Genomic DNA, 24,618 nt, shown 5'->3' with positions numbered 1-24,618 from the left:
CAGAGCAAACGCTCGTTGGATGTACGCAAGACGATAGGTCCGGGTTCCACCCATCGTAGTGCGGAACCCGGATTTCCTATGATCAGAAGCCGATATGGGCGCCGGCGGAGATCACCACGGCGCTGGCATCGCGCAGGAAGCCGTTGGTGACGACCGGCGTCTGCACCTGGCTGCCGGCGTAGGCGGCCGTCACCCGGTCGATCGTCGTGTCCTTAAAGTCGACGTAATTCGCCGCGAGATCGATGCCGATCTTCGGCGTCAGCTGGAAAGTGCCGCCGGCACCGTAGTTCCAGCGGTTCGCATCCGGCACGCGCGCATCGCGCAGGCCGTTCTGCGTCGGCGTGGTGGCGTGCTGGACGCCCGCGCGCAGCGTAAGCTGCGGCGATACCGCGTAATCTAGGCCACCGGCGAGGCTGTAGCTGTCGCGGTAGTTTTCGGGGAGGGACTGGTTGAGCGGCGCGCCGAGGCGAATGGCGTCGAATTTGCTCCAATTGTAGCGAACGGCCTGGCCGTTGAGCGTCAGCGCCGGGGTGGCGCGGATGCGGGCGCCGACGATGACCTGCGCAGGCGTGTAGAAGCTCGCCTCGATATCGCTGAGCGTGCGGTTCTGCGCTGCGAGCGGACCCTGCAGGCCGTCGACCAGCAGGTCGCCCTTCAGCGTGTGCTCGATGCGCGACTTGTAGCTGACACCGACGGTCGCCCAGTCGTTGTGCATCTGCATGCCGGCGGTCCAGCCGAGATCCCAGCCGTCCCCCTCAAGCCGCTGGCGGCCGTCCGGCAGCGCCGCCGACAGGTTGGGCAGAGCGTTGGCGAGGCTGGCGTAGACGTGCTCGACGTTGGCACCGCCGCCGACGCGCAGCCAGTCGGTCAGCGCGATCGCGATCGACGGCTGGATATCGATCGTCTGCAACTTGGTGCGGGTCGCGCTGTAGCGGGTCCAGCTGGTCGTGTCGTAATCGGTGGTGAAGCTGTAGGGCGACGTCACGGCGAGGCCGATCGCGACCGGGCCGAACGGCATCGCGATCGCGCCCGAGGGCAGGATGCCGTTGTCGATCGGATTCTTGGCGAGCTGGTCGCCACCCACCGGCGCGAACTGGCCGCCCGGACGACGGATCACCGTGCCATTGTTGACGACCTTGCCCTTCGGCAGGATCGCAGACGCGTTGATCGCGGCCTCGCCACGCTCCATGCCTGCGATCGCGGCGGGATTCCACCACAGCGACTGCGGGCCGGTATCGGCGACCTCACCTGAAAAGGCGCGGCCGGCGCCACGCGCCGACTGTTCCTGAAGGTAGAATGCCTGGGCGTGGGCGACCGTGGCGAAACCGAACGAGCCGATGATCGCCGACGCGAGCAGGGGAGCCTTGAAACGCAGGGACATAGAGGGTCTTCCTAAAGCTTACTGGTAGAGGGTCTGACGAGGATTAGCGAACGCGCGTCCAGGTCTGCGTCTTGCAGAGCGGAACGAAGACGCAGCCGCGCACCTTCAGGGTGTTGGCGTCGACCGGCGTCACCTTCGCCTTGTAGGTCTTGCCGTCGTCGGGGTTGTAGATCTGGCCACCGGCCCAGGCGTCGCCATCGACGGTGAAACCGCTGATGAGCATGAGGCCCTTCAACGGCCGACCGCGCTGTGCGGCGTTCTGGTTGTTGGCGTCCTTCAGGTCGGGACGCTGGCGCAGGAGGTCGGAGGAGACGAGGCGACCGCAGATCGACGGCCCACAGCGCTGGATTTCGACGATGCCGTTCTTGGTCTCGGTCTTCCAGCGACCGACGGCGATGTCGGCAGCAGGGGCCGGGGCGGCGGCAAGCAGGGCGCCGAGCAACAGCAGGGACATTGCGGTAATCTCCTCTCCATGGCGCCCGCTAACAGCCGCGGGGACCGATCAAGCCGTGTGAGCTTCACGCCGTATCTGTACGGTCGCACTGGATTTCGCCTCACATTACCGTGCCAAGATGAACGGTAACCTAATGGCGAGTCCACTGCCGTATACGGCAGTTGGCGGCCCGCCTAGGCTTCTTGGGGCATGTGTCAAGCGGAAGCTTGCGGATAGGGATATACACGCGCAACGTTCGGGCATGCGGTCGAGTGCCATCCCTATGCGATTTCCGCGATGTCTGCGCATCTGCTGGCGTATCGCCCGTCCAAACCCCGTTACCGGCGCATGCCTGATCGGTGGCGGGATGGCTACGGCAAGCTAGCCGTACCATCCCGCCAGGGACCCGGGCATTTGCCGGAGAACAGGACTTGGACGCTGCGACCGCTCAGTTGCGCAGCGGCTTGCCCGTGGTCAGCATCTGCTGCACCCGAGCCTGGGTGCGCGGATCGCGGACCGCGTCCATGAATGCTGCGCGTTCCAGCGCGAGCAGGTCGTCTTCCTGCACGACGTCGACCAGATCGGCTTCGCCGCCGGTGAGGACATTGGCCAGCCGGGCGGAGACGACGGCGTCATATTCGGTCGCTACCCCCTTCTTGCGGAAGCCGTCGACGACGCCGGCGATGCCGACCCGTCCGCTTTCGCCGGGCAGGCGGAAGGTCGGCTTTTCCGGCACGACATAGCCATCGACCAGCGACAGCGCCTTTGCCTTGGCATCCGCCAGCAACCGGTCGCGATTCATCGTGATGCCGTCCGCCGGGCGAAGGAACATCATCTCCTTCGCCAGCGCCGCCGACTTCGACACCTGCGCGGTCGAGATCGTTTCGAACGCCTTCGCAACGGCGGGCATCGGCCCGCGTGGCATCATCGGCGCCCTGGCAAGCCGATCGAGCATCTCGCCATTGCCGCCCCAGCCGGGAAGCAGGCCGACGCCGCATTCGACGAGGCCGATGTAGCTTTCGGCATGGGCCTGCACTGCGTCGGAGTGCAGCAGCACCTCGCAGCCACCGCCCAGCGCCATCCCGGCGGGCGCGGAAACGACGGGGAAAGGTGCGTACTTCAGCGCTTTCAGCGCCTGTTGGCCGCCGGCGATCAGCTTTTCGATCTCGCCCCACATGCCCGCCGCGACGGCGAACATCGCCATGCCGAGGTTGGCGCCAGCCGAGAAGTTCGACCCCTCGTTATAGATCACCAACGCCTTGAACCGATCCTGCACCAGCGGGATTGCCTGCTGGATCAGGCCCATGATCTCGCCGTCGAGAGCGTTCATCTTGGTGGTGAATTCGAGCGCGGCGACACCGTCGCCGACGTCCCATAGCGCGGCAGAGCCATTTTTGAGCAGCGGTTCGGACGCGAGCTTGATGTCCTCCAGCAGCAGGACGCCTTCGCTACGCACCACGTCCCGATATTCGCCGGCCAGCGTCAGGAATTGGCGCTTGCCCTCGACCACGCGATAGAATGTGCGGTCACCGACGGTGTCCAGGATGGCGGGTACGCTGCGCCCTTCGTCACGCACGCGTGCAGCGAAGGTGGCCGCGCCGATCCGGTCGATCAGTTCGAAGGGCCCGAACTTCCAATTGTAGCCGAGCTTCATCGCGTCATCGATGGCGACCACGTCGTCGGCGGCCTCGCCGACCAGCATCGCGGCATAGCTCAACGTCTTGCCGAGGATTTCCCACGCATAATCGCCGACCTTGCCCGGTGTCGCGATCAGCGCGGCGAGGTCTTTCTCCGCCTTGGGCGGCAGCGCGGCGGGCTTGATGCCCTCGCGATAGTCGCCGGTGGCAAGGTCGAGCGCGAGCTTTGTCCTGGTCGCCTTGTCGAAGCGGTAGAAGCCGCCCTTGCCCTTGCGACCGGTGAAGCTATCCGCGATCATCCTGTCGACCAGCGGCATCGGCCGGACGGTGTCGAAATAGGGATCGCCCTGCGGCAGCGTCGACGACAGGCTTTTCGACAGCAGCGGCATGAGGTCGACACCGACGAGGTCGACGAGGCCGAATATGCCGGTCTTCGGCACGCCCATCGGCCGGCCGCCGATCTGGTCGGCTTCCTCGATCGTGAGGCCCTGATCCATCGCCGCGTTGATAGCGACGGCGAGCCAATAGGTGCCGATGCGGTTGGCGATGAAGCCCGGCGTATCCTTGGCACGGACGATCCGCTTGCCCATGAAGCGGTCGATGAAATCCTCGACCTTTTCCGCAACGGCAACGTCGGTGGCCTCACCGCGGACGATCTCGATCAGCCGCATGTAGCGTGGCGGATTGAAGAAATGGGTGATGAGGAAGTCGGCCTTGAACTGGTCCGACCGCCCCTCGACGAGGTTGCCCAGGGGGATCGTCGAGGTGTTCGACGACACCGCCGTACCGGGGCGCTTCAGTTCCTCCAGCTTTGCGTACAGCGCCTGCTTGATATCGAGTCGCTCGACGATCGCCTCGACGATCCAGTCGCATTCGGCAACGCGGTCGAGATGGTCGTCGATATTGCCCGTCTCGACCAGCTTTGCCGCACCCTTCGACATGAACGGCGCAGGGTCCGTCTTGAGCATCTTCGCGACAGCACCCTTGGCGACGGCGTCACGATCGTCACCCTCACGCGGCACGATATCGAGCAACAGCACCGGGATACCGGCGTTGGCGACCTGTGCCGCGATGCCGGCGCCCATGACGCCAGCGCCGATTACGCACACCTTTTTGATGGGTTCAGCCATTATGCGCGCTCCAGCACCGTGGCGATGCCCTGGCCGCCGCCGATGCACTGGGTCGCCAGCGCATAGCGCCCGCCCTCGCGTTCGAGGAGCGCGGCGGCCTTGCCGACGATCCGCGCGCCGGTCGCGCCGAGCGGATGGCCGATCGCGATCGCGCCGCCGTCCTTGTTGATCGTCTCCTCCTTCAGGCCGAGGTCGCGGATGCAGGCGATCGCCTGGCTCGCGAACGCCTCGTTGATCTCGACCACGTCGAGGTCGCCGACCGAGACGCCGGCACGGGCCAGCGCCTTTTGCGATGCGCTGATCGGGCCGAGGCCCATCGTCTCCGGCTCGATGCCCGATATGCCGACCGCGACGATGCGGGCGAGGATCTTCAGGCCATGCCGCTTCGCGAACTCCTCCGACGTCACCAGTACCGCCGATGCGCCATCGGTCAGCGGCGAGGACGTGCCGGCGGTCACCGATCCGTCCTGGCTGAATGCGGGCTTCAGGTTGCCAAGCGCCTCGACCGTCGTGTCGGGGCGGATCGTGCCGTCCTCGCTCACTGTGCCGGCCTTGGTCGTGATCGGCACGATCTCATCGCTCAGCCGCCCGTCGACGCGCGCCGCAGCCGCCTTGTGCTGGCTTTTCACCGCAAACGCGTCCTGTTCGCCGCGCGTGATCTGGTATTTCGTCGCGACGTTCTCTGCCGTGTCGCCCATCCCCATGTATGCGCCGGGATTCGCCTTCGCCAGCGCCGGATTGGGCAGGGGGTTGTAGCCGCCCATCGGGATGCGGCTCATCGATTCGAGGCCGGCGCAGATGAACGCCTCGCCCGCGCCGATCTGGATCTGGCCCATCGCGATGTGGATCGCGCTCATCGACGATCCACAGAACCGGTTCACCGTCATGCCACCGACCGACAGCGGCAGGTCGGCGAGCAGGCCGATCAGCCGCGCGACGTTGAGGCCCTGTTCGCCTTCGGGAAACGCACAGCCGAGGATGATGTCCTCGATCGCGGCGGCATCGACGCCGGTCTTCTCGATCAGCCCGCGGATCGTCTGCGCGGCGAGATCATCGGGGCGGACACGGGCGAGCGCGCCCTTGCCGGCGAGGTGGAACGGCGAGCGCGCGTAACCGGCGATGACGACGTTGGTCATGAAATCCTCTCTCGTGAGCATCCGCGCTTGCGGGATACCGTATAGGTGCGATACCTTCCCTTTACGTCAAGTGGTGCGAGCCGACAATATGCTCGATGATGCAGATGAGAGGATGGACCGATGAGCGACACCGCAACTATCGAAGCGGGCGCACCGCTGGCGATCAAGCAGGGCGTGCCGCTCGTCAGCCAGCCCCGCCTGCTGGGCGCGATGCTCGACCGGTCGGTAGCGCGGTTCCCACAGCGTCCCGCGGTCGACTTCATGGGGCGGATCACCACCTGGGCAGAGCTCGGCGCGGCCGTGGATCGCGCGGCGGCGGGGTTGCAGCGGCTCGGCGTGGTCAAGGGCACGCGCGTCGCCTTGTGCCTGCCCAACACCCCCTATTACCCCATCCTGTTCTTCGCGACGCTGAAGGCGGGCGGCGTGGTCGTCAACGTCAACCCCCTCTACGTCGAGCGTGAGCTGACCCACCTGATCGAGGATTCGGGTGCGGAGATCATCGTCACGCCCGACGTTGCCGAGATCCAGGCGCGCGTGCTGAAGGTCGCGGGCGAAACGGGCATCCGCCACGTCATCAGCTGCCCGATCGCCGACGTGCTGCCGGCGATCAAGAAGTTCGCCTATAAACTGGTCAAGCGCGCCGAGATCGGTCGTGCGCCGCGCACCCCGCAACATCTGTTCTTTGCCGACCTCATCGCCGGGAACGGCACGCCGACGCCGGTGCCGGTCCAGCCCGACGAGGTGGCGGTGCTGCAATATACCGGCGGCACCACCGGCGTGCCCAAGGCGGCGATGCTCAGCCATGCCAATATCGTCGCCAATACCGACGCGATGCTCGTCCATGTCGGCGGGGAGACGCCCGAGCAGGACCGGGTGCTCGGCGTGCTGCCGCTGTTCCACGTCTTCGCGCTCACCAACGTGCTGACTTTCGGCACGCTGGTCGGGGCCGAGATGATCCTGCTGCCCCGCTTCGAGCTGAAGCAATTGCTCGCCACGATGAAACGGACGCGGCCGACCTATTTCCCCGCCGTCCCGACCATCTACAATGCGCTCGCCAATCTCAAGGCCGACCAGATCCCCGACCTGTCGTCGATCAAGGTCTGCATTTCCGGCGGCGCCCCGTTGCCGATCGAGGTACGGCACGCGTTCGAGACGAACACCGGTGCCAAGCTGGTCGAGGGCTATGGCCTGTCCGAAGCGTCGCCGATCATCACCTGCAACCCGTTCGACGGGCTCAACAAGGAAGGCTCCGCAGGCCTGCCGTTCCCCGGCACCACGATCGAGATCCGCGATCGCGAGGACCCGGCGCGGATCGTCGCGGCAGGCGAGAAGGGCGAGGTCTGTGCGCGCGGTCCGCAGGTGATGGCGGGATATTGGCACAATCCGGCGGCGACCGAGGCGGTGTTCGCCGACGGGGCGCTGCGCACCGGCGACGTCGGCTACCTCGATTTGGACGGCTATCTGTTCATCGTCGACCGGATCAAGGACATGATCCTGTGCGGCGGCTACAACGTCTATCCACGCGTGATCGAGGAAGCGCTGTACGAACATCCCGCGGTGATCGAGGCGGTGGTGATCGGCGTGCCCGATGCGCACCGCGGCCAGGCGCCCAAGGCGTTCGTGGTGCTCGACCCGCCGGGAGCGGCGACGCCGAGCGAATTGCGCGATTTCCTGCGCGACAAGATCAGCAAGATCGAGCTTCCCCGGGAGGTCGAAATCCGCGACACTCTGCCCAAGACGCTGATCGGCAAGCTTTCGAAGAAGGAGCTGGTCGAGGAGGAGTTGGCGAAAGCGGCACGATAGATCGCGGCGGGGAGCGGACGGTGAACGGTATCGGCGACGACAGGGGAGAGTTGCAGGGGATCCAGGAGGTGGCCGACATGCTCGGCATCACCCCACGCACCCTGCGTTTCTATGAGGACAAGGGCCTGATCGAACCGTGCCGGATCGGCACCACGCGCGTCTATCGCCGGCGCGAGATCGCGCGGATGCAGCTGATCCTGCGTGGCAAGCGACTAGGGTTCTCGTTGACCGACATTGCCGAATTCCTCGACCTGTACGACGCCGACCCGCAGCATCTGGAACAGATGCGCGCCCTGGCCGAGCGGGTGCGGATGCGGATCGATGAACTGGAGGTGCAGCGCGATGCGCTCGACCAGACGCTGGCGGACCTCGCCAAGCTGGAGGGCGAGGCGTTGGCGCGCGTGCATGCGCACGAGCCGGACGGCGCGCGCGCGGTGGGGTGAGGGGCTGCGGCCCCGTTCGGGATGTGCCGGGTATCCGGTGCGCGACACAGCGGGGGATAGCCGGCTTGCCCTCCGGCGCGGGCCGGAACGTGTTGGCGATGATATGCGACCCCTATAGAGCGATCCCATGTCCGATCCCCGCGAAACCGAGCTTGTCCTCGACCCGAAATATGATGCCTCCGGCCTCGTCACCGCGGTCGTCACGACCCGCGCAGGTGCGCTGCTGATGGTCGCCCACATGAATGCCGAGGCGCTCGCCCTCACCCAGGCGAGTGGTGAGGCGACCTTCTGGTCGCGCAGCCGCGGCCGGTTGTGGAAGAAGGGCGAAACGTCCGGCAACGTGCTGCGCGTCGTCGAGATGCGCATCGACTGCGATCAGGACGCCCTTTGGATCATCGCCGATGCCGCCGGCCCGGCGTGCCACACGGGCGCGACGAGCTGTTTCTACCGCCGGATCGAAGGCGACCGGCTGCGGACGATCGCATGAGGCGCGCACCGGCGCTTGCGCTGTTGCTGGCCGCGTGCGGGACGCAGCCGCAGCCGGCGCAGGACACGCCCGGTGCGAAGCTGGAGGCCGCGGCGGTGCAGGCCGGGCTGGTCATCGATCCCGCAACGGCGAGCCTCGTCGGATCGTGGGCGCTCGACACCGACCGGCTTTGCGTTCTTCCCGCCGAGCGCGACACGTTCCGCATCGGCGCCCTGATCGATTACGGCGAAGGGCAGGGGTGCGCGGCGTCGGGCAGCGCGCGGCGGCGCGGCGACCGGGTGGCGGTGACGTTCGGTGCGTGCCGTTTCGATGCGACGTTCGACGGTGACCGCATCGTCTTTCCGGCGGAATTGCCCGCCGCATGCGACCGGTTCTGCACGGGCCGCGCCTCGCTCGCGGCGCTGACCGTCACGCATCTGAGCACCGCGACGTCGGAGGCGGAAACCCTGCGCACGCCGTCCGGCAGGGCGCTGTGTCATGACGGTGAGTAGGTTGACGTTGACGTAAACGTGATGTAGTTGACCCCACATGGCCTCGTCACCCGCTTACGCCTTGATCGAGCACCGCCACGATCGCGATCATTTCACGATTTCCGACCTGTCGGACGAGTTCGGCGTCACCGCACGGGCGCTGCGCTTCTACGAGGACGAGGGACTGATCGCGCCGGAACGCCGCGGCACGCAGCGGATCTATTCGCACCGCGACCGTGCGCGGCTGGCGTGGATATTGCGCGGCAAGCGCGTCGGCTTCTCGCTCGGCGAGATCCGCGAGATGATCGACCTGTACGATCTGGGCGACGGTCGCCGCGTCCAGCGCCAGGTATCGATCGACCGCTGCCGCGCGCGGATCGTGCTGCTCGAACGGCAGAAGCAGGACATCGACGCCGCCATCGCCGAACTCAATGAATTCGTGGAGGTCGTTGAGGCCGTCCATGCGAGCGACACACAAGGATAACCGGATGCCCCAGTATACGCCCCCCGTCCGCGACACGCGCTTCATCCTCGAACATGTCGTCGGCTTGCAGAATTATAGCAACCTGCCCGGTTTCGACGCGGCGACGCCCGATGTCGTCGAGGCGGTGCTGGAAGAGGGCGGCCGTTTCGTCGCCGACGTGCTGTTCCCGCTCAATCTGTCGGGCGATCAGGAAGGCTGCACCCGACATGAGGACGGCAGCGTCACCACGCCCAAGGGCTTCAAGGAAGCCTATGGCCAATATGTCGAAAGCGGCTGGGCGACGCTGGGCAACGCGCCGGAATACGGCGGGCAGGGCATGCCGCATGTCGTGTCGATCGCTTTCCAGGAATATATGATCTCGTCCAACATGGCCTTCGCCATGTATCCCGGCCTGACCCATGGCGCGATCGCCGCGCTGGTCGCCAAGGGATCGCCGGAACAGCAGGCTATGTACGTCCCCAAGATGGTGTCGGGCGAATGGGGCGGCACGATGAACCTGACCGAGCCGCAATGTGGCACCGACCTGGGCCTGATCCGCACCAAGGCGGAGCCGCAGGCGGACGGTTCGTACGCGATCACCGGCACCAAGATCTTCATCTCGGCGGGCGAGCACGACCTCACGGACAATATCATCCACCTCGTGCTGGCGAAGACGCCGGGCGCGCCGGACAGCTCGAAGGGTATCTCGCTCTTCGTCGTGCCGAAGGTGCTGGTCAACGACGACGGCAGCCTCGGCGAGCGTAATGCCGTCACCTGCGGCTCGATCGAGCACAAGATGGGCATCCACGCCAATTCGACCTGCGTCATGAATTATGACGGAGCCAAAGGCTGGCTGGTCGGCGAGGAGATGAAGGGCCTTGCCGCCATGTTCATCATGATGAACGCTGCACGCCTGGGCGTCGGCCTGCAGGGACTCGGCATTGCCGAGGTCGCGTACCAGAACGCCGTCCAGTATGCCGAGGATCGCCGTCAGGGCCGCGCGCTGACCGGCCCCAAGGAGCCTAATGAAAAGGCGGACACGCTGTTCGTACACCCCGACATCCGCCGCATGCTGATGGAGGGCAAGGCCTGGACCGAGGGCCTGCGGGCGCTCTGCCTGTGGGGCGCGCTCCAGGTCGACCTGGAACATCATGGCGCGACCGAGGAAGAGCGCGAGATGGCGGGCGACCTCATCGGCCTGCTGACACCGGTCATCAAGGGTGTCGGTACGGACAAGGGTTATGAGGTCGCGACCAACGCGCAGCAGGTCTATGGCGGCCACGGCTACATCGCCGAATGGGGCATGGAGCAATATGTCCGCGATGCCCGCATCGCGATGATCTACGAAGGCACCAACGGCGTGCAGGCGATGGACCTCGTCGGTCGCAAGCTGGCCACCAAGGGTGGCCGCGCGGTGCAGGCGCTGTTCAAGATCGTCGCCGAGGAGGCCGCCGCCGCCGAGGGGATCGAGGCGACCGCGCAGATCGCGGGTGCGCTGAAGAAGGCGCTGGGCGAACTGCAGGCGGCGACGATGTGGTTCATGGCCAACGGCATGAAGAACCCGGAGAACGTCGGCGCGGGTGCGGTGCCGTACATGCACCTGATGGGCATCGTCGCCACCGGGCTGATGTGGCTGCGCATGGCGAAAGCCGCCGCCGAGTTGAAGGCGGCGGGCGAGGGCGATGTCGCCTTCCTCGACGCCAAGCTCGTCACCGCGCGGTTCTTTGCCGAGCGGATCGTGCCGGACGCTGGCGCGCTGCGCCGCAAGATCGAAGGCGGGTCGGAGAGCCTGATGGCGCTGCCCCCGGAAATGTTCCGCGCGGCATAAGCCGGGCAGCCGGATCAGGCGTCCCGGCTGGCGGATCGTTCCGGTGCCGGGACGCCTGAGTGCCGTGTCGCCGGACACCTTGTGCCGCGCAACGGCATTGCGCGGTTGCCCTTGCGTTCTGGCAACGTATTGCCCGGCAGCGACCCGCGACAGGGCGTACGATGGCGGCGGGGTGTCGGTCGCACCTTGCGCAACCGGCGTAGCGACCCGCACGGCCTGTCGGCAGGCCTTCTTGACGGAGCATGCTGCGGCACAGGCCTCGGCGCCATTGCGCGCACTCGATTGCGTGTTCCGGGGGAGTGACAGTCATGCGATCGTATCGGAACCTTGCTGCACCGCGAATGTTCGCCGCGCCATGACCGATAACAACGCCGCCAACACCGCCAGCAGATATCCGTTGCTCGCGTTCCCCCACATCCAGCTGCATGGCGTCGTCGACGACATGATGTACGCCCGGTTCAAGACCCAGCTTGCCGAGGCGCCGCAGGACGGCCCGCTTGTGGTGTCGATCACCACGCTGGGTGGCGATCCGGAGATGGGGCGGGCGATGGGCGCCGACATTCGCCTGTTGCGCGACTACACGGGTCGGGAGATGCTGTTCCTGGGCAAGGTGGCGGTCTATTCTGCCGGCGCGACGTTCATGTCGGCATTCCCGGTCGAGAAGCGTTTCCTGACCCGCGGCACGCGGTTGATGCTGCACGAACGTTCGATGACCAGCACGATCAACTTGTCGGGCCCGCTCACGACGCTGCCCGCGATGCTCAAGGCCAAGCTGCATGAGATCGAGGAATCGGTGAAGATCCAGGAAGAGGGCTTTCGCGACATCGTACGCGGTTCGGGCGTCACGTTCGAGGAATTGCAGACCAAGGCCCCGTCCAACTGGTACATCGAGGCCGAGGAGGCGCGCGACCGCGGCCTCGTTCTTGATGTGATCTGATCGGCGGCCTATCTCTCGGGGGTTGCGCGCCGCCCGCGAAAGGCATAGCCGCAACGCAGCATTCAAGAGGAGCGTTGCGGCGATGGCCGAGTTCACCCTGCCCAAGAACAGCAAGGTCAAGGCAAAGGGCAAGGTCCACAAGGCGACCGGCGACGCCAAGCGGATCAAGACCTTCAAGGTCTATCGCTACGACCCCGACACCGCCGAAAACCCGCGCTACGACACGTTCGAGATCAACCTCGACGAATGCGGTCCGATGGTGCTCGATGCACTCATCAAGATGAAGGCGGAGCAGGATTCGTCGCTGACCTTCCGCCGCTCGTGCCGCGAGGGCATTTGCGGATCGTGCTCGATGAACATCGACGGCCGCAACGGCCTCGCCTGCACCACCGCGATCGAGGACGTGAAGGGCGAGGTGAAGATCACGCCACTGCCCGCGATGGACGTCATCAAGGACCTCGTCCCCGACTTCACGCATTTCTATGCGCAATACAGTTCGATCAAGCCGTGGATGCAGACGGTGTCCCCGCCGCCCTCGGGCAAGGAGCGTTTGCAGTCGCCGGAAGATCGCGCCAAGCTGGACGGCCTGTACGAATGCATCCTGTGCGCGTGCTGCTCCACGTCCTGCCCCAGCTATTGGTGGAATGCCGACAAGTTTCTCGGCCCCGCAATCCTGCTGCAGGCCTATCGCTGGCTTGCCGACAGCCGGGATGAGATGACCGGCGAGCGGCTCGATCAGCTGGAGGATCCGTTCCGCCTGTATCGCTGCCACACGATCATGAACTGCGCGAACACCTGCCCCAAGGGCCTCAACCCGGCCAAGGCGATCGCCGAGGTCAAGAAGATGGAAGCAGAACGCATCCTGTAGGTGACGGTGGCGGACGCATCCTCACCGGTCTTCCTCTACGAGGACGATCCGGACCTGCCGGGGTGGAAGCTCTGGCAGTTCCGTGACGCGACGCGCTACAATGCGTTCCTGGAGCCGTTGCATGTGCGCGTCGAGGGCGATGTCGCCCGAGTACGGATGATGCCGCGGCACGCCCATTCCAACCTGCGCGATGCCGTTCATGGCGGCGCGTTGCTCGGCTTCATGGACGTCGCGCTCTTCGCTGCGGTGCGCGGCTTCGGGATATTGGGGGCAGTGGGCGCGGTTACGCTCGACCTGTCCGCGCAGTTCGTCGGCGGCGGCGCGATCGGCGTACCGCTCGAAGCGCGGATCGAACTGTTGCGCGAAACCGGTCGCCTGCTGTTCCTGCGCGGTCTGGTGGTGCAGGACGCCATGCCCACGGTGGCCAGCTTTACCGCCACCCTGCGCAAGTCGTCGCCGCCGGCCGGGATGGCATAACCACGCGATCGCTGCCCGGCGACGTTCCTGATGAGGGCCGCTGGTCCGCCGATCGTGACGCCGCCTGCCGCCGCAATGGCAATCGATGATCCAAGACAGGAGCGTTTCGCCGCGCGATGACCAAAGTCCTCAACGCCTATGATGCGCTGGTCGCCACGGGCGAACTGCGTACCGATCCCGAACAGCGCGCCGCCGCGGTCCGCCTCGACACGCTTGCCGCCGAACTGGAGGCGCCGAAGAAGGCCGGTCTGCTCGCCCGTCTGACCGGTCGCGGTGCCGCTCCGCCATGCGGCGTCTACATGTTCGGCGATGTCGGCCGCGGCAAGTCGATGATGATGGACCTGTTCTTCGCCAATGTCGCGATTCCCCGCAAGCGCCGCGTCCATTTCTCCGAATTCATGCTCGAGGTGCACGGCCGCATCGCGATCGAGCGTCGCAAGGAGGCAGGCGACCCGATCGCGCCCGTCGCCGCCGCGCTCGCCGACGAGACGCGGCTGCTGGCCTTCGACGAGATGATGGTCACCAACTCGCCCGATGCGATGATCCTCAGCCGGCTGTTCACCGGGTTCCTGGAGGCGGGGGTGACGATCGTCACCACCTCAAACCGCGCGCCCGCCGATCTCTACAAGAACGGCCTCAACCGCGAACATTTTCTGCCCTTCATCGCGCTGATCGAAGCGCGGCTCGACGTCGTGACGCTGAACGGTCCGATCGACTATCGCCGCGATCGGCTCGGCCAGCAGAACACCTGGCTGGTCCCCAACGGGCCGGTGGCGACCGCCGATCTGTCCGCCGCCTTCTTCCGCCTGACCGACCACGAGGTGACCGAGCCGATCCCTTCCGAGGATGTCGTGGTGCAGGGCCGTACGCTCCACGTCCCCAAGACGCTGAAGGGCGTCGCCGTCTTCTCGTTCAGGAAGCTGTGCGGCGAGGCACGCGGCGCGGCCGATTATATCGCGATCGCGCGACGCTATCATACCGTCATCCTCGTCGGCATACCCCGGCTGGGGCCGGAGAATCGCAACGAGGCCGCCCGCTTCGTGGCGTTGATCGACGCCCTGTACGAACATAAGGTCAAACTGCTCGCCGCCGCTGACGCAGAGCCCGACGCGCTTTACCCGGAAGGGGATGGCCGCTTCGAATTCCAACGGACGGTCAGCCGGCTGGAGGAGATGCGATCCGAAGACTATCTGGCGCAGGGCCACGGCACCGCCAACGCCTGACCTTCGGCAACGCGATGTTAACCACCGCGCTGTAGCCATCGCCGGATGGGGCATGCGCGACAGCCGGCACTCGATGGCGTGCGCGGGATCGCGATCCTGCTCGTCCTGCTGTTTCATTTCCGCATGCCGTTCGGTTCGTCCGCGATCGACGCGTTTGTCCAGCCGTTCTGTGCCGTCGGCTGGATCGGGGTCGATCTCTTCTTCGTGCTCAGCGGCTTTCTCGTCGGACGCCTGATCCTGATCGAGGTCGACGCTGCGGGAGCGCTCGACCTTCGCCGGTTCTTCCTGCGCCGGGCCTGGCGATTGTGGCCGGTCCTGGGGCTCTATCTTGCAACGCTCGTCCTGATCGGCGGCGGCGATGGATGGCAAATGGTCTGGCCGGTGCTGCTCCACGTCCAGAATTTCAGCGATCACGCGCCGAGCCATCTGTGGTCGCTCGCGGTGGAAGAGCATTTCTACCTCGGCGCCGCGCTGCTCCTGCCCTGGCTGCTGCGCCATGGCGGCCATGCGATCGTCCAGCGCGCGCTGTTCGCCGTCATGGCCGTCTGCCTGCTGCTACGCCTCATCGGCGTCGCGACCGGCGTGCCGATGCTACACCTGCAATGGCAGACGCAATACCGGCTCGATGCGCCCGCGTTCGGCGTGCTGATGGCATCCATATCGCTCCACCGCCCGATGTGGTTCGCCAGCCTGAGCAGGCACCGGGCGCTGTGGCTCGCGCTGGCGGGCGCAGGCCTGCTCGTCATGATGGCCGGGGGTGAGGGCGGCTTCCGCCATGGCATCGGCTTCACTATCGCCTATCTGTCGGCCGGCGCATTCGTCGTTGCGATGAACGGAGTGTCGCCGCCGCCCCGGGTACAGCAGCGGATGGCGGCATTGGCGGCGCTCGGGATCATCGCCTATCCCGTCTACGTCTGGCACGCGAACATCGGCATCGTCGTCCGCTCGTTCGACCTTGCGCCCTGGCTTGCGATCACGCTGTCCGGCACGATCGCGATTGCCGTTGGTGCGGCGTTGCACGTCCTCGTCGAACGCCCGGCCATGCGTCGACGCCACCATCCCGTAGAGCCGACGTCCCGCCTTAATGCTATTGCGAGCCATTCGCTCTAACAATCGTGACCACGGGCGTTTAAGCGGTTGCCCCCCGCCCGCGATAGGCTTATGCGGCGTGACCAATCGACCCTTGCCTTGACGGAGATGGATTGAATGGCTCGCAAGAAGATCGCGCTGATCGGCGCCGGTAACATCGGCGGCACGCTCGCGCACCTCGCGGCGATCAAGGGTCTGGGTGACATCGTCTTGTTCGACGTCGCCGAAGGTATCCCTCAGGGCAAGGCGCTCGATCTCAGCCAGTGCGGTCCGGTCGAAGGCTTCGATGCGACGATCACCGGTTCGAACGACTATACCGACATCGCGGGTGCCGACGTCATCATCGTCACCGCCGGCGTCGCCCGCAAGCCCGGCATGAGCCGCGACGATCTGCTCGGCATCAACCTCAAGGTCATGAAAGCGGTCGGCGAGGGCATCAAGACCAACGCCCCCGGTGCCTTCGTGATCTGCATCACCAACCCGCTCGACGCGATGGTCTGGGCGCTGCGCGAATTCTCCGGCTTGCCGCACCACATGGTCGTCGGCATGGCAGGCGTGCTCGACAGCGCGCGCTTCAGCCACTTCCTGGCGGATGAATTCCAGGTGTCGGTGAAGGACGTCACCAGCTTCGTGCTCGGCGGCCATGGCGACACGATGGTCCCCGTCATCAGCTATTCGACCGTCTCGGGCATCCCGGTCCCCGACCTCATCAAGATGGGCAAGTCGACGCAGGAGCGCATCGACGCGATCGTCAAGCGCACCCGCGGCGGCGGCGGCGAGATCGTTGGCCTGCTGAAGACCGGATCGGCCTATTACGCGCCCGCGACCAGCGGTATCGCGATGGCCGAGGCGTATCTCTACGATCAGAAGCGCGTCCTGCCCGCGGCAGCCTATGTCGACGGCCAGTATGGCGTGAACGACCTCTACGTCGGCGTGCCGGTGGTGATCGGTGCCGGCGGCGTCGAGCAGATCGTCGAGATCGCGCTCGACGACGAGGCGAAGGCGAACCTCACCGTCTCAGTCGACGCGGTCAAGGAACTGCTGGTCGCTTGCAAGGGGATCGACGAGAGCTTGGCATAACGCTTCGATGAGTTACGACCTGCTCGTCTTTGATCCAGTCGCGGCCCCTATGGATCGCGTGCGGTTCATTGATTGGTATCAGCAACAGACCAACTGGTCCTCTGACATAAATGATACGGTCTTGCTGTCGGAAGGTTTGCGGCGCTGGCATCAGGCCATGCTGCCAAACTGGCCTGATATGCAGACAGTCGATGACGAGCAGGTCGATGATCCACACGTGACGGGCTACAGTCTCGGCGAGCATGTTATCTACGTCGATTTTCGTTGGTCGGTTGCGGAAGAGGCATATGAAGAGGTTCGGCGCTTGGCGGTCGAGCATCGGGTTGGATTTTACGACGTGAGCGGCGACGAGGGGGATGGAGAGATCTATTTTCCGAGCGACACGCCAAAGCCGCCGTCGGGTGGCGCTTGGTGTGATGTTGCCGATCAGTTCAGGTCGCTTGAAAATGAACCAGCGAAGCCGAAGGCGGGCTGGTTCGGTATCTTCCGGAGAACGCAATGAGCATCCTCGTCAACAAGAACACCAAGGTCATCACCCAGGGGATGACCGGCGAAACCGGCAGCTTCCACACCAAGGCGGCGCTGGAATATGGCACGCAGATGGTCGGCGGCGTGACGCCGGGCAAGGGCGGTACCGAGCATCTCGGCCTCCCCGTCTACAACACCGTCGCCGAGGCGAAGTCGAAGACCGGTGCCGATGCGTCGGTAATCTACGTGCCGCCGCCCTTCGCCGCGGATTCGATCCTCGAGGCGATCGATGCCGAGATCCCGCTGATCGTCACGATCACCGAGGGCATTCCGGTGCTCGACATGGTGCGCGTCAAGCGCGCGCTGTCGGGTTCGAAGTCGCGCCTGATCGGCCCGAACTGCCCGGGCGTGCTGACGCCGGGCGAATGCAAGATCGGCATCATGCCGGGCAGCATCTTCAAGCAGGGTAGCGTCGGCGTCGTCTCGCGTTCGGGCACGCTGACCTATGAGGCGGTGTTCCAGACCTCGAACGCCGGGCTCGGACAGACCACTGCGGTCGGCATCGGCGGCGATCCGGTCAACGGCACCAACTTCATCGACGTGCTCGAGCTGTTCCTCGCCGACGAGGCGACGCAGTCGATCATCATGATCGGCGAAATCGGCGGCGACGCCGAGGAGCAGGCCGCGCAGTTCCTGATCGACGAGGCCAAGCGTGGTCGCAAGAAGCCGATGGCCGGCTTCATCGCGGGCCGCACTGCGCCTCCGGGCCGTCGCATGGGCCATGCCGGCGCGATCGTGTCCGGCGGCAAGGGCGATGCCGAAAGCAAGATCGCGGCGATGGAAGCGGCCGGGATCAAGGTCGCGGCGTCTCCGTCGGAGCTCGGCTCGACCCTGCTGGAAGTGTTGAACAAGTAAATCCCTCTCCCGGCGGGAGAGGGAGGGAGCGGCAAGGGTCCCATGAAGTATTACTTTCATGGGTGCCCGAAGGCGCGGAAGGGTGAGGGCAGGTCGCTCTCCCCTTCGACCCTCATCCTCCCACCCGTAGACGCGGGTGGGCCCCTCCTTCTCCCGGTGGGAGAAGGGATAAGGAAGCGTACCATGGGCTACGAAGGTCAGGATTTCAGCGACATCGCGTCCGGCGTGTCGCCTGCGTTCATCGAGGCGCTCTACGCCAAGTACCAGGCCGACCAGTCGTCGGTCGATCTAGGCTGGCGTGGATTCTTCGAGGGGCTGGAGACAGGCACCGGCGGTCCTAGCTGGACCAACAAGCGCTGGCCGCTGACCACGACCGACGACCTGACCGCGGGGCTCGACCCGACGCAGATGGAGCCCGCGCCCAAGCCTGCCAAGGGCGGCAAGCCCGCTGCGGCCCCTTCGGCGGCGCCATCGAAGGACGACATCATCAAGGCCGCCGGCGACGCGATCCGCGCGCAGCTGCTGATCCGCACCTATCGCGTCCGCGGCCATCTCGCCGCCAACCTCGATCCGTTGGGCCTCTCGCACCGCGACATGCCCGAGGATCTGCGCACCGAATATCATGGCTTTACCGATGCGGACATCGATCGCCCGGTTTATCTCGGCGGCACGCTCGGCTTCGAATGGGCGACCGTGCGCGAGCTTGTCGACACGCTGCGCCGCAATTATTGTGGCAATGTCGGCCTCGAATACATGCACATCGTCGATGTCGAAGAGCGCCGCTTCCTGCAGGACCGCATGGAGGGCAAGGACAAGGCGATCGAATTCAGCGTCGACGGCAAGAAGGCGATCCTGACCAAGGTCATCGAAGCCGAGCAATGGGAGAAGTTCCTCGGCAAGAAGTATGTCGGGACCAAGCGCTTCGGTCTCGACGGTGGCGAGAGCATGATCCCTGCGCTGGAAAGCGTCATCAAGTATGGCGGCCAGGCCGGTGTGCGTGAGATGGTGTTCGGCATGGCCCATCGCGGCCGGCTCAACGTGCTCGCCAACGTCATGGCAAAGCCGCTGCGCGTCATCTTTCACGAATTCGCCGGCGGTTCGGCCAATCCGGACGATATCGGCGGCTCGGGCGACGTGAAGTATCACCTCGGCACGTCCACCGATCGCGAGTTCGACGGACACAAGGTCCATATGTCGCTGGTCGCCAATCCCTCGCACCTCGAGGCGGCGGATCCGGTCGTACTCGGCAAGACCCGTGCGATCCAGACGATCGCGAACGACCTGACGGAACACACGGGCGCGCTGCCCGTGCTGATCCACGGCGATGCCGCATTCGCGGGACAGGGAATCGTATGGGAATGCCTCGGCTTCTCGGGCATCCGCGGCTATAACACCGGCGGCTGCGTCCACTTCATCATCAATAACCAAGTTGGCTTTACCACCAGCCCGCAGTTCGCGCGCTCGTCGCCCTATCCATCGGACGTCGCCAAGGGCGTTCAGGCGCCCGTGTTCCACGTCAACGGCGACGATCCCGAGGCGGTCACCTTCGCCACTAAGATGGCGATCGAATTCCGCCAGAAGTTCCATCGCGATATCGTCATCGACATGTGGTGCTACCGCCGCTTCGGTCATAACGAAGGTGACGAGCCCGGCTTTACCCAGCCGCTGATGTACAACAAGATCCGCCAGCACCCCGGTGTCAGCGAAATCTACGGCAAGCGCCTGATCCAGGAAGGCGTGATCGATCAGGCTTGGCTCGACGAGAAGGTCCACCAGTTCACCACCCTGCTCGAAGGTGAGTTCGAGGCGGGCGCGAGCTACAAGCCCAACAAGGCGGACTGGTTCGCCGGCCGCTGGACGGGCTTGTCGGCACCGACCGACGGCGGCAGCGAGCGCCGCAGCGTCGAGACGGGGATCGAACTGAAGCTGTTCGACGCGCTGGGCCGGACGCTGACGACGGTGCCGGAGGGCATCCAGATCCACAAGACTCTATCCCGCGTGCTCGATGCCAAGCGGCAGATGTTTACGACCGGCGCCAATTTCGATTGGGCGACCGGCGAGGCGTTGGCGTTCGGATCGCTGCTGTCGGAGGGCTATGGCGTCCGCCTCTCGGGCCAGGATTCGGGTCGCGGCACGTTCAGCCAGCGTCATGCCGTGTGGGTCGATCAGACCGACGAGCACAAATACGTGCCGCTCACGACGGTGGAACATGGCCGGTTCGAGGTTCTCGACAGCCCGTTGTCCGAATATGGCGTGCTCGGCTTCGAATATGGCTATGCGCTGGCCGACCCCAAGACGCTCGTGATGTGGGAGGCGCAGTTCGGCGACTTCGTCAACGGCGCGCAGATCATGATCGATCAGTTCATCACCAGCGGCGAATCCAAGTGGCTGCGTGCCAACGGCCTCGTGATGCTGCTGCCGCATGGGTATGAAGGGCAGGGGCCTGAGCACAGCTCGGCGCGCCCCGAACGCTTCCTGCAATCGTGCGCGCAGGACAATATCCAGGTCGCGAACTGCACCACGCCGGCGAATTACTTCCACCTGCTGCGCCGGCAGATGCACCGCAATTTCCGCAAGCCCCTGATCGTGATGACGCCGAAGTCGTTGCTCCGCCACAAGCTGGCGGTGTCGGTCGCGGCCGACTTCCAAGGCGACAGCCACTTCAAGCGCATCCTGTCCGATACCAACGGTGCGGCGGATGCAGATACCACGCGCCTCGTGCTGTGCACCGGCAAGGTCGCCTATGATCTGATCGAGGCACGCAATGCGGCGGGCGACACCGGCACCCAGATCGTCCGGATCGAGCAGCTTTATCCGTTCCCGGGCGACGCGCTCGCCCGCCGGATCGCGCGTATGCCGAAGCTGGAACATGTGGTCTGGGCTCAGGAAGAACCCAAGAACAACGGTTACTGGTTCTTCGTCGAACCGCTGATCGAGGAATCGCTCGCCGCGGCGAATTGTGCCGTGCAGCGGGCGCGTTATGCGGGCCGACAGGCGGCGGCGTCGCCGGCGACGGGCCTGATGAAGCGGCACACCGCCGAACAGGGCGCGCTGGTCGCCGATGCACTCGGCCACAATGTCCGTGAGGAAATCCGTCGCACCCGCAGCGAGGGTTCCACCACCACCGCCCGGCCGACCCAGTCCCCGAGCAGCTAACCACTTTCCCCGTTGAAGCCCCCTCCCCGGGGAGAAGGATGCAAGAGATGGCAACCGAAGTCACCGTCCCCGTATTGGGCGAATCGATCACCGAAGCCACTGTCGGCGAATGGCTGAAGCAGCCCGGCGACCCCGTGAAGGCCGATGAACCGATCGCCAGCCTCGAAACCGACAAGGTGTCGGTGGAAGTGCCGTCGCCGGTCGCCGGTGTGATGGGCCAGCATGCGGTGCAGGTCGGCGACACGGTGCAGGTCGGCGCGATGCTCGCGACGATCGAGGCGGGTGACGGCTCGGTTGCCGCCGCAGCGCCGGCTGCTGCAGCGGCGCCTGCTCCGGCAGCGGCACCTGCCGCCGCGCCGGCGCCGGCCGCTCAGCCTGAAGCATCGAGCGAATCGCCCGCGGCGCTGTCGCCATCGGTGCGCCGCGCCGTGCTCGAATATGGCCTTGATCCTTCTTCGATCACCGGCACCGGCAAGGACGGCCGCATCACCAAGGAAGACGTCGCCGCCGCCGCCGCCTCGAAGCCTGCCGCCGCCCCGGCGCCGGCCGCCGCGCCTGCCCCCGCCGCCCCACGGGCGGCCGCAAGGAAGAGCGCGTCAAGATGACGCGTCTGCGCCAGACGATCGCCAAGCGCCTGAAGGAAGCGCAGAACACCGCTGCGATGCTCACGACGTTCAACGACGTCGACATGACCGCGGTCATCGAGGCGCGGGCCAAGTACAAGGACCTGTTCGAGAAGAAGCACGGCGTCCGCCTCGGCTTCATGGGCTTCTTCGTGAAGGCCGCGACGATGGCGCTGAAGGACATTCCGTCCGTCAACGCCTCGATTGAGGGGGACGAGATCGTCTATCACGATTATGCCGACATCTCGGTCGCGGTGTCGTCGCCGGGCGGCCTCGTCGTCCCCGTCATCCGCGATGCGCAGGACCTGACCGTTGCCGGCATCGAAAAGACGATCGGCGATTTCGGCAAGCGCGCCAAGGACGGCACGTTGAAGATGGACGAAATGAAGGGCGGCACCTTCACGATCTCCAACGGCGGTGTGTTCGGATCGCTGATGTCGACCCCGATCATCAATCCGCCGCAGTCGGCGGTGCTCGGCCTTCACCGTATCGAGGATCGCCCGGTGGTGGTGAACGGTCAGGTCGTGGTGCGCCCGATGATGTACCTTGCCTTGAGCTACGACCACCGTCTGATCGACGGCCGCGAGGCGGTGACGTTCCTCGTCGCGCTCAAGAATGCGATCGAGGACCCGACGCGCATCCTGATCGACCTCTAATTCGCTGAGAACAGGCCTATTCCCCGGCGGAGGCCGGGGCCCTGTCGGGAAGGCCGATGTAAACGGGCGCGGCGCTCACCATATGCCGCCTCGCAACTGGACCCCGGCCTCCGCCTGGGAACGGAGAAGACCATGGCTGACGAACAGCAGTACGACTATGATGTCCTCGTGATCGGCGCCGGCCCCGGTGGTTATGTCGCCGCGATCCGCGCCGCGCAGCTGGGGTTGAAAACCGCCTGTGCCGAGGCGCGCGAGACGTTGGGCGGTACCTGTCTCAACGTCGGCTGTATCCCGTCGAAGGCGATGCTGCACGCATCGGAATATTACGACGCGCTGGCAAACGGCGCGATGGCCAAGATGGGCGTCAAGGCGACCGGCGTCGAGCTGGACCTCGATACGATGCACGGCCAGCGCCGCGACGCGGTGAAGCAGCTGACCGGCGGCATCGAATATCTGTTCAAGAAGAACAAGGTGGAATGGCTGAAGGGCCGCGCCAGCTTCACCGGTAAGAACAGCGTCGAGGTCGCCGGCAAGACCGTGCGCGCAAAGAACATCGTTATCGCCACCGGCTCTTCCGTAACACCATTGCCTGGCGTCGAGGTCGATCAGAAGGTCGTCGTCGACAGCACCGGCGCGCTGGAACTGCCCAAGGTGCCGCAGCATCTGGTCGTGATCGGTGGCGGCGTGATCGGGCTGGAGCTTGGCAGCGTGTGGCGCCGCCTTGGCGCTAAGGTGACCGTGGTCGAATATCTCGACCAGATCCTGCCCGGCTTCGACGGTGACGTTCGGAAGGAAGCGCAGAAGATCTTCAAGAAGCAGGGCCTCGAATTCAAGCTGTCGACCAAGGTCACGGGTGTCGCCGTGTCGGGTGACGCCGCGACGCTGACGGTCGAGCCTGCCGCTGGCGGCGAGTCGCAGACGATCGAGGCGGATTGCGTGCTGCTCGCGATCGGCCGCAAGCCCAATACCGACGGCCTGAACCTTGAGGCAGCTGGCCTGTCGGTCAATGGTCGCGGCCAGGTTGAGATCGACCATGATTTTGCCACCGCCGTCCCCGGCATCTGGGCGATCGGCGACGTCGCACCCGGCCTGATGCTCGCTCACAAGGCCGAGGACGAGGGCATCGCGGTCGCCGAGAATATCGCCGGCCTGACCGGGATCGTGAACCATGACATCATTCCGAGCGTCGTCTACACGATGCCCGAATTCGCCGGCGTCGGCCTGACGGAAGAAGCTGCCAAGGCCAACGGCGAGGTCAAGGTCGGCAAATTCCCGATGATGGCGAACAGTCGTGCCAAGACCAACCATGAGCCCGATGGCTTCGTGAAGATCATCGCCGACGCGAAGACCGATCGCGTCGTCGGCGTCTGGGCCATTGCCAGCGTCGCCGGCACGATGATCGCACAAGCCGCGCAGGCGATGGAGTTCGGTGCGACGTCGGAAGACATCGCCTATACCTGCCATGCCCACCCGACGCATTCCGAGGCGATCAAGGAAGCGGCGATGGCGGTAACCGGCAAACCGATCCATATCTGATGGCGGCGGGTGCGGGACTGGATCGGGACCGCGCCGCACTGGAGGCTGAATGGCTGGACCTCACCCGGCGGGTTTTGCCCGCTCTGGCTGGGGCGCGGCAGTGGCCGATCCGTGCCGATCATTGCTTTCAACGGGTATTGCTGGACACGGCGGTTGGCGACGTATGGTACGATGTCGTGACCAAGCGGCCGGCGTACCGGTTCATTGCGACGGACTTTCTCGCCCAAGCGGTTGATCTGGGGCGCAGCCTGGCAGCCGGCAGGGGTGACCTGGATGGTTTGAACAGGCAGTCGCTCGACTGGCGACGCGCTCGGAAGACCCGGCATTTGGTCGACTGAGGCATCGGCGGCGGGGACGGTTAGATGGCCTGAAACGAAGC

21 protein-coding genes and 1 pseudogene are annotated in these 24,618 nt (G+C 65.4%); 18 read left to right on the top strand and 4 right to left on the bottom strand.

Going from position 1 to position 24,618, the window contains the following annotated elements:
- Positions 1-82: 82 nt before the first annotated feature.
- The 4 genes from GTH33_RS14395 to GTH33_RS14380 form a co-directional block, all read right to left on the bottom strand.
- Entirely contained in the window at positions 83-1,381 is a 1,299-nt protein-coding gene (locus tag GTH33_RS14395) for an OmpP1/FadL family transporter (RefSeq protein ID WP_163958982.1), read from the bottom strand.
- Between the two features lie 43 nt (positions 1,382-1,424).
- Positions 1,425-1,835: a DUF2147 domain-containing protein gene (locus tag GTH33_RS14390; RefSeq protein WP_163958981.1), complete on the bottom strand. Its 411-nt coding sequence runs from the start codon at positions 1,833-1,835 to the stop codon at positions 1,425-1,427.
- A gap of 427 nt (positions 1,836-2,262) precedes the next feature.
- Positions 2,263-4,581 (bottom strand): 3-hydroxyacyl-CoA dehydrogenase/enoyl-CoA hydratase family protein, encoded by a 2,319-nt coding sequence (locus tag GTH33_RS14385; protein WP_163958980.1) that lies wholly within the window; start codon positions 4,579-4,581, stop codon positions 2,263-2,265.
- A complete protein-coding gene (locus tag GTH33_RS14380) occupies positions 4,581-5,717 on the bottom strand; it encodes a thiolase family protein (protein ID WP_163958979.1) in 1,137 nt (378 codons plus the stop codon). Before GTH33_RS14380 ends, GTH33_RS14385 begins: the two co-directional genes overlap by 1 nt.
- Before the next feature lie 120 nt (positions 5,718-5,837).
- Here GTH33_RS14380 and GTH33_RS14375 point away from each other — a divergent pair, with 120 nt between their 5' ends.
- The 18 genes and pseudogenes from GTH33_RS14375 to GTH33_RS14290 all read left to right on the top strand — a co-directional run bounded on the left by GTH33_RS14375 (position 5,838) and on the right by GTH33_RS14290 (position 24,577).
- Positions 5,838-7,520 carry a long-chain-fatty-acid--CoA ligase gene (locus tag GTH33_RS14375; protein ID WP_163958978.1) on the top strand — a complete coding sequence of 561 codons (1,683 nt, stop codon included), beginning with the start codon at positions 5,838-5,840 and terminating at the stop codon, positions 7,518-7,520.
- A gap of 29 nt (positions 7,521-7,549) precedes the next feature.
- The gene (locus GTH33_RS14370) at positions 7,550-7,963 is read left to right on the top strand and encodes a MerR family transcriptional regulator (RefSeq protein ID WP_163960088.1); all 414 of its coding nucleotides are present in this window, start codon (positions 7,550-7,552) and stop codon (positions 7,961-7,963) included.
- Positions 7,964-8,090: 127 nt separating this feature from the next.
- A complete protein-coding gene (gene hisI / locus GTH33_RS14365) occupies positions 8,091-8,450 on the top strand; it encodes a phosphoribosyl-AMP cyclohydrolase (protein WP_163958977.1) in 360 nt (119 codons plus the stop codon).
- Positions 8,447-8,941 carry a hypothetical protein gene (locus GTH33_RS14360; RefSeq protein WP_163958976.1) on the top strand — a complete coding sequence of 165 codons (495 nt, stop codon included), beginning with the start codon at positions 8,447-8,449 and terminating at the stop codon, positions 8,939-8,941. The genes hisI and GTH33_RS14360 overlap by 4 nt, the downstream gene beginning before the upstream one ends.
- A gap of 37 nt (positions 8,942-8,978) precedes the next feature.
- On the top strand, positions 8,979-9,404 hold the full coding sequence (locus GTH33_RS14355) for a MerR family transcriptional regulator (protein ID WP_163958975.1): 426 nt from the start codon (positions 8,979-8,981) through the stop codon (positions 9,402-9,404).
- Positions 9,405-9,408: 4 nt separating this feature from the next.
- Positions 9,409-11,211: an acyl-CoA dehydrogenase C-terminal domain-containing protein gene (locus GTH33_RS14350; RefSeq protein ID WP_163958974.1), complete on the top strand. Its 1,803-nt coding sequence runs from the start codon at positions 9,409-9,411 to the stop codon at positions 11,209-11,211.
- A gap of 355 nt (positions 11,212-11,566) precedes the next feature.
- On the top strand, positions 11,567-12,148 hold the full coding sequence (locus GTH33_RS14345; protein ID WP_163958973.1) for an ATP-dependent Clp protease proteolytic subunit: 582 nt from the start codon (positions 11,567-11,569) through the stop codon (positions 12,146-12,148).
- 82 nt (positions 12,149-12,230) lie between these two features.
- Positions 12,231-13,016, top strand: a complete 786-nt coding sequence (locus tag GTH33_RS14340; RefSeq protein ID WP_163958972.1) for a succinate dehydrogenase iron-sulfur subunit — start codon at positions 12,231-12,233, stop codon at positions 13,014-13,016.
- Between the two features lie 6 nt (positions 13,017-13,022).
- Entirely contained in the window at positions 13,023-13,493 is a 471-nt protein-coding gene (locus GTH33_RS14335) for a PaaI family thioesterase (protein WP_163958971.1), read from the top strand.
- A gap of 116 nt (positions 13,494-13,609) precedes the next feature.
- Complete coding sequence (zapE, locus tag GTH33_RS14330) at positions 13,610-14,716, top strand: cell division protein ZapE (RefSeq protein ID WP_163958970.1); 1,107 nt, start codon at positions 13,610-13,612, stop codon at positions 14,714-14,716.
- Between the two features lie 45 nt (positions 14,717-14,761).
- Entirely contained in the window at positions 14,762-15,826 is a 1,065-nt protein-coding gene (locus tag GTH33_RS14325; RefSeq protein WP_163958969.1) for an acyltransferase family protein, read from the top strand.
- Positions 15,827-15,922: 96 nt separating this feature from the next.
- Complete coding sequence (gene mdh, locus GTH33_RS14320; RefSeq protein WP_163958968.1) at positions 15,923-16,885, top strand: malate dehydrogenase; 963 nt, start codon at positions 15,923-15,925, stop codon at positions 16,883-16,885.
- A 7-nt stretch (positions 16,886-16,892) separates the two neighbouring features.
- Positions 16,893-17,387, top strand: a complete 495-nt coding sequence (locus GTH33_RS14315; protein ID WP_208403972.1) for a hypothetical protein — start codon at positions 16,893-16,895, stop codon at positions 17,385-17,387.
- Positions 17,384-18,268, top strand: coding sequence for a succinate--CoA ligase subunit alpha (gene sucD / locus GTH33_RS14310; protein ID WP_163958967.1), 885 nt, complete (start codon positions 17,384-17,386; stop codon positions 18,266-18,268). Before GTH33_RS14315 ends, sucD begins: the two co-directional genes overlap by 4 nt.
- A 183-nt stretch (positions 18,269-18,451) precedes the next feature.
- Positions 18,452-21,424, top strand: coding sequence for a 2-oxoglutarate dehydrogenase E1 component (locus GTH33_RS14305; protein ID WP_163958966.1), 2,973 nt, complete (start codon positions 18,452-18,454; stop codon positions 21,422-21,424).
- A gap of 47 nt (positions 21,425-21,471) precedes the next feature.
- Positions 21,472-22,703 (top strand): annotated as a pseudogene (gene odhB / locus GTH33_RS14300) (2-oxoglutarate dehydrogenase complex dihydrolipoyllysine-residue succinyltransferase).
- 132 nt (positions 22,704-22,835) lie between these two features.
- Entirely contained in the window at positions 22,836-24,239 is a 1,404-nt protein-coding gene (gene lpdA / locus GTH33_RS14295; RefSeq protein WP_163958965.1) for a dihydrolipoyl dehydrogenase, read from the top strand.
- Entirely contained in the window at positions 24,239-24,577 is a 339-nt protein-coding gene (locus GTH33_RS14290) for a GCN5-related N-acetyltransferase (protein WP_163958964.1), read from the top strand. Before lpdA ends, GTH33_RS14290 begins: the two co-directional genes overlap by 1 nt.
- Positions 24,578-24,618 lie beyond the last annotated feature (41 nt).

The organism is Sphingomonas insulae (genome assembly GCF_010450875.1).
Taxonomy (GTDB): Bacteria; Pseudomonadota; Alphaproteobacteria; order Sphingomonadales; family Sphingomonadaceae; genus Sphingomonas; species Sphingomonas insulae.
This window is presented reverse-complemented; position numbering and strand designations above follow the sequence as displayed.

What these genes read in the sequence shown, in the direction of transcription:
- GTH33_RS14385 (WP_163958980.1), bottom strand. Translation starts at nt 4,581, where the DNA reads ATGGCTGAACCCATCAAAAAGGTGTGCGTAATCGGCGCTGGCGTCATG.
- hisI (WP_163958977.1), top strand. Translation starts at nt 8,091, where the DNA reads ATGTCCGATCCCCGCGAAACCGAGCTTGTCCTCGACCCGAAATATGAT.
- GTH33_RS14355 (WP_163958975.1), top strand. Translation starts at nt 8,979, where the DNA reads ATGGCCTCGTCACCCGCTTACGCCTTGATCGAGCACCGCCACGATCGC.
- zapE (WP_163958970.1), top strand. Translation starts at nt 13,610, where the DNA reads ATGACCAAAGTCCTCAACGCCTATGATGCGCTGGTCGCCACGGGCGAA.
- sucD (WP_163958967.1), top strand. Translation starts at nt 17,384, where the DNA reads ATGAGCATCCTCGTCAACAAGAACACCAAGGTCATCACCCAGGGGATG.
- GTH33_RS14345 (WP_163958973.1), top strand. Translation starts at nt 11,567, where the DNA reads ATGACCGATAACAACGCCGCCAACACCGCCAGCAGATATCCGTTGCTC.
- GTH33_RS14305 (WP_163958966.1), top strand. Translation starts at nt 18,452, where the DNA reads ATGGGCTACGAAGGTCAGGATTTCAGCGACATCGCGTCCGGCGTGTCG.
- mdh (WP_163958968.1), top strand. Translation starts at nt 15,923, where the DNA reads ATGGCTCGCAAGAAGATCGCGCTGATCGGCGCCGGTAACATCGGCGGC.
- GTH33_RS14380 (WP_163958979.1), bottom strand. Translation starts at nt 5,717, where the DNA reads ATGACCAACGTCGTCATCGCCGGTTACGCGCGCTCGCCGTTCCACCTC.
- GTH33_RS14290 (WP_163958964.1), top strand. Translation starts at nt 24,239, where the DNA reads ATGGCGGCGGGTGCGGGACTGGATCGGGACCGCGCCGCACTGGAGGCT.
- GTH33_RS14350 (WP_163958974.1), top strand. Translation starts at nt 9,409, where the DNA reads ATGCCCCAGTATACGCCCCCCGTCCGCGACACGCGCTTCATCCTCGAA.
- GTH33_RS14375 (WP_163958978.1), top strand. Translation starts at nt 5,838, where the DNA reads ATGAGCGACACCGCAACTATCGAAGCGGGCGCACCGCTGGCGATCAAG.
- GTH33_RS14390 (WP_163958981.1), bottom strand. Translation starts at nt 1,835, where the DNA reads ATGTCCCTGCTGTTGCTCGGCGCCCTGCTTGCCGCCGCCCCGGCCCCT.
- GTH33_RS14395 (WP_163958982.1), bottom strand. Translation starts at nt 1,381, where the DNA reads ATGTCCCTGCGTTTCAAGGCTCCCCTGCTCGCGTCGGCGATCATCGGC.
- GTH33_RS14360 (WP_163958976.1), top strand. Translation starts at nt 8,447, where the DNA reads ATGAGGCGCGCACCGGCGCTTGCGCTGTTGCTGGCCGCGTGCGGGACG.
- lpdA (WP_163958965.1), top strand. Translation starts at nt 22,836, where the DNA reads ATGGCTGACGAACAGCAGTACGACTATGATGTCCTCGTGATCGGCGCC.
- GTH33_RS14340 (WP_163958972.1), top strand. Translation starts at nt 12,231, where the DNA reads ATGGCCGAGTTCACCCTGCCCAAGAACAGCAAGGTCAAGGCAAAGGGC.
- GTH33_RS14315 (WP_208403972.1), top strand. Translation starts at nt 16,893, where the DNA reads ATGAGTTACGACCTGCTCGTCTTTGATCCAGTCGCGGCCCCTATGGAT.
- GTH33_RS14325 (WP_163958969.1), top strand. Translation starts at nt 14,762, where the DNA reads ATGGGGCATGCGCGACAGCCGGCACTCGATGGCGTGCGCGGGATCGCG.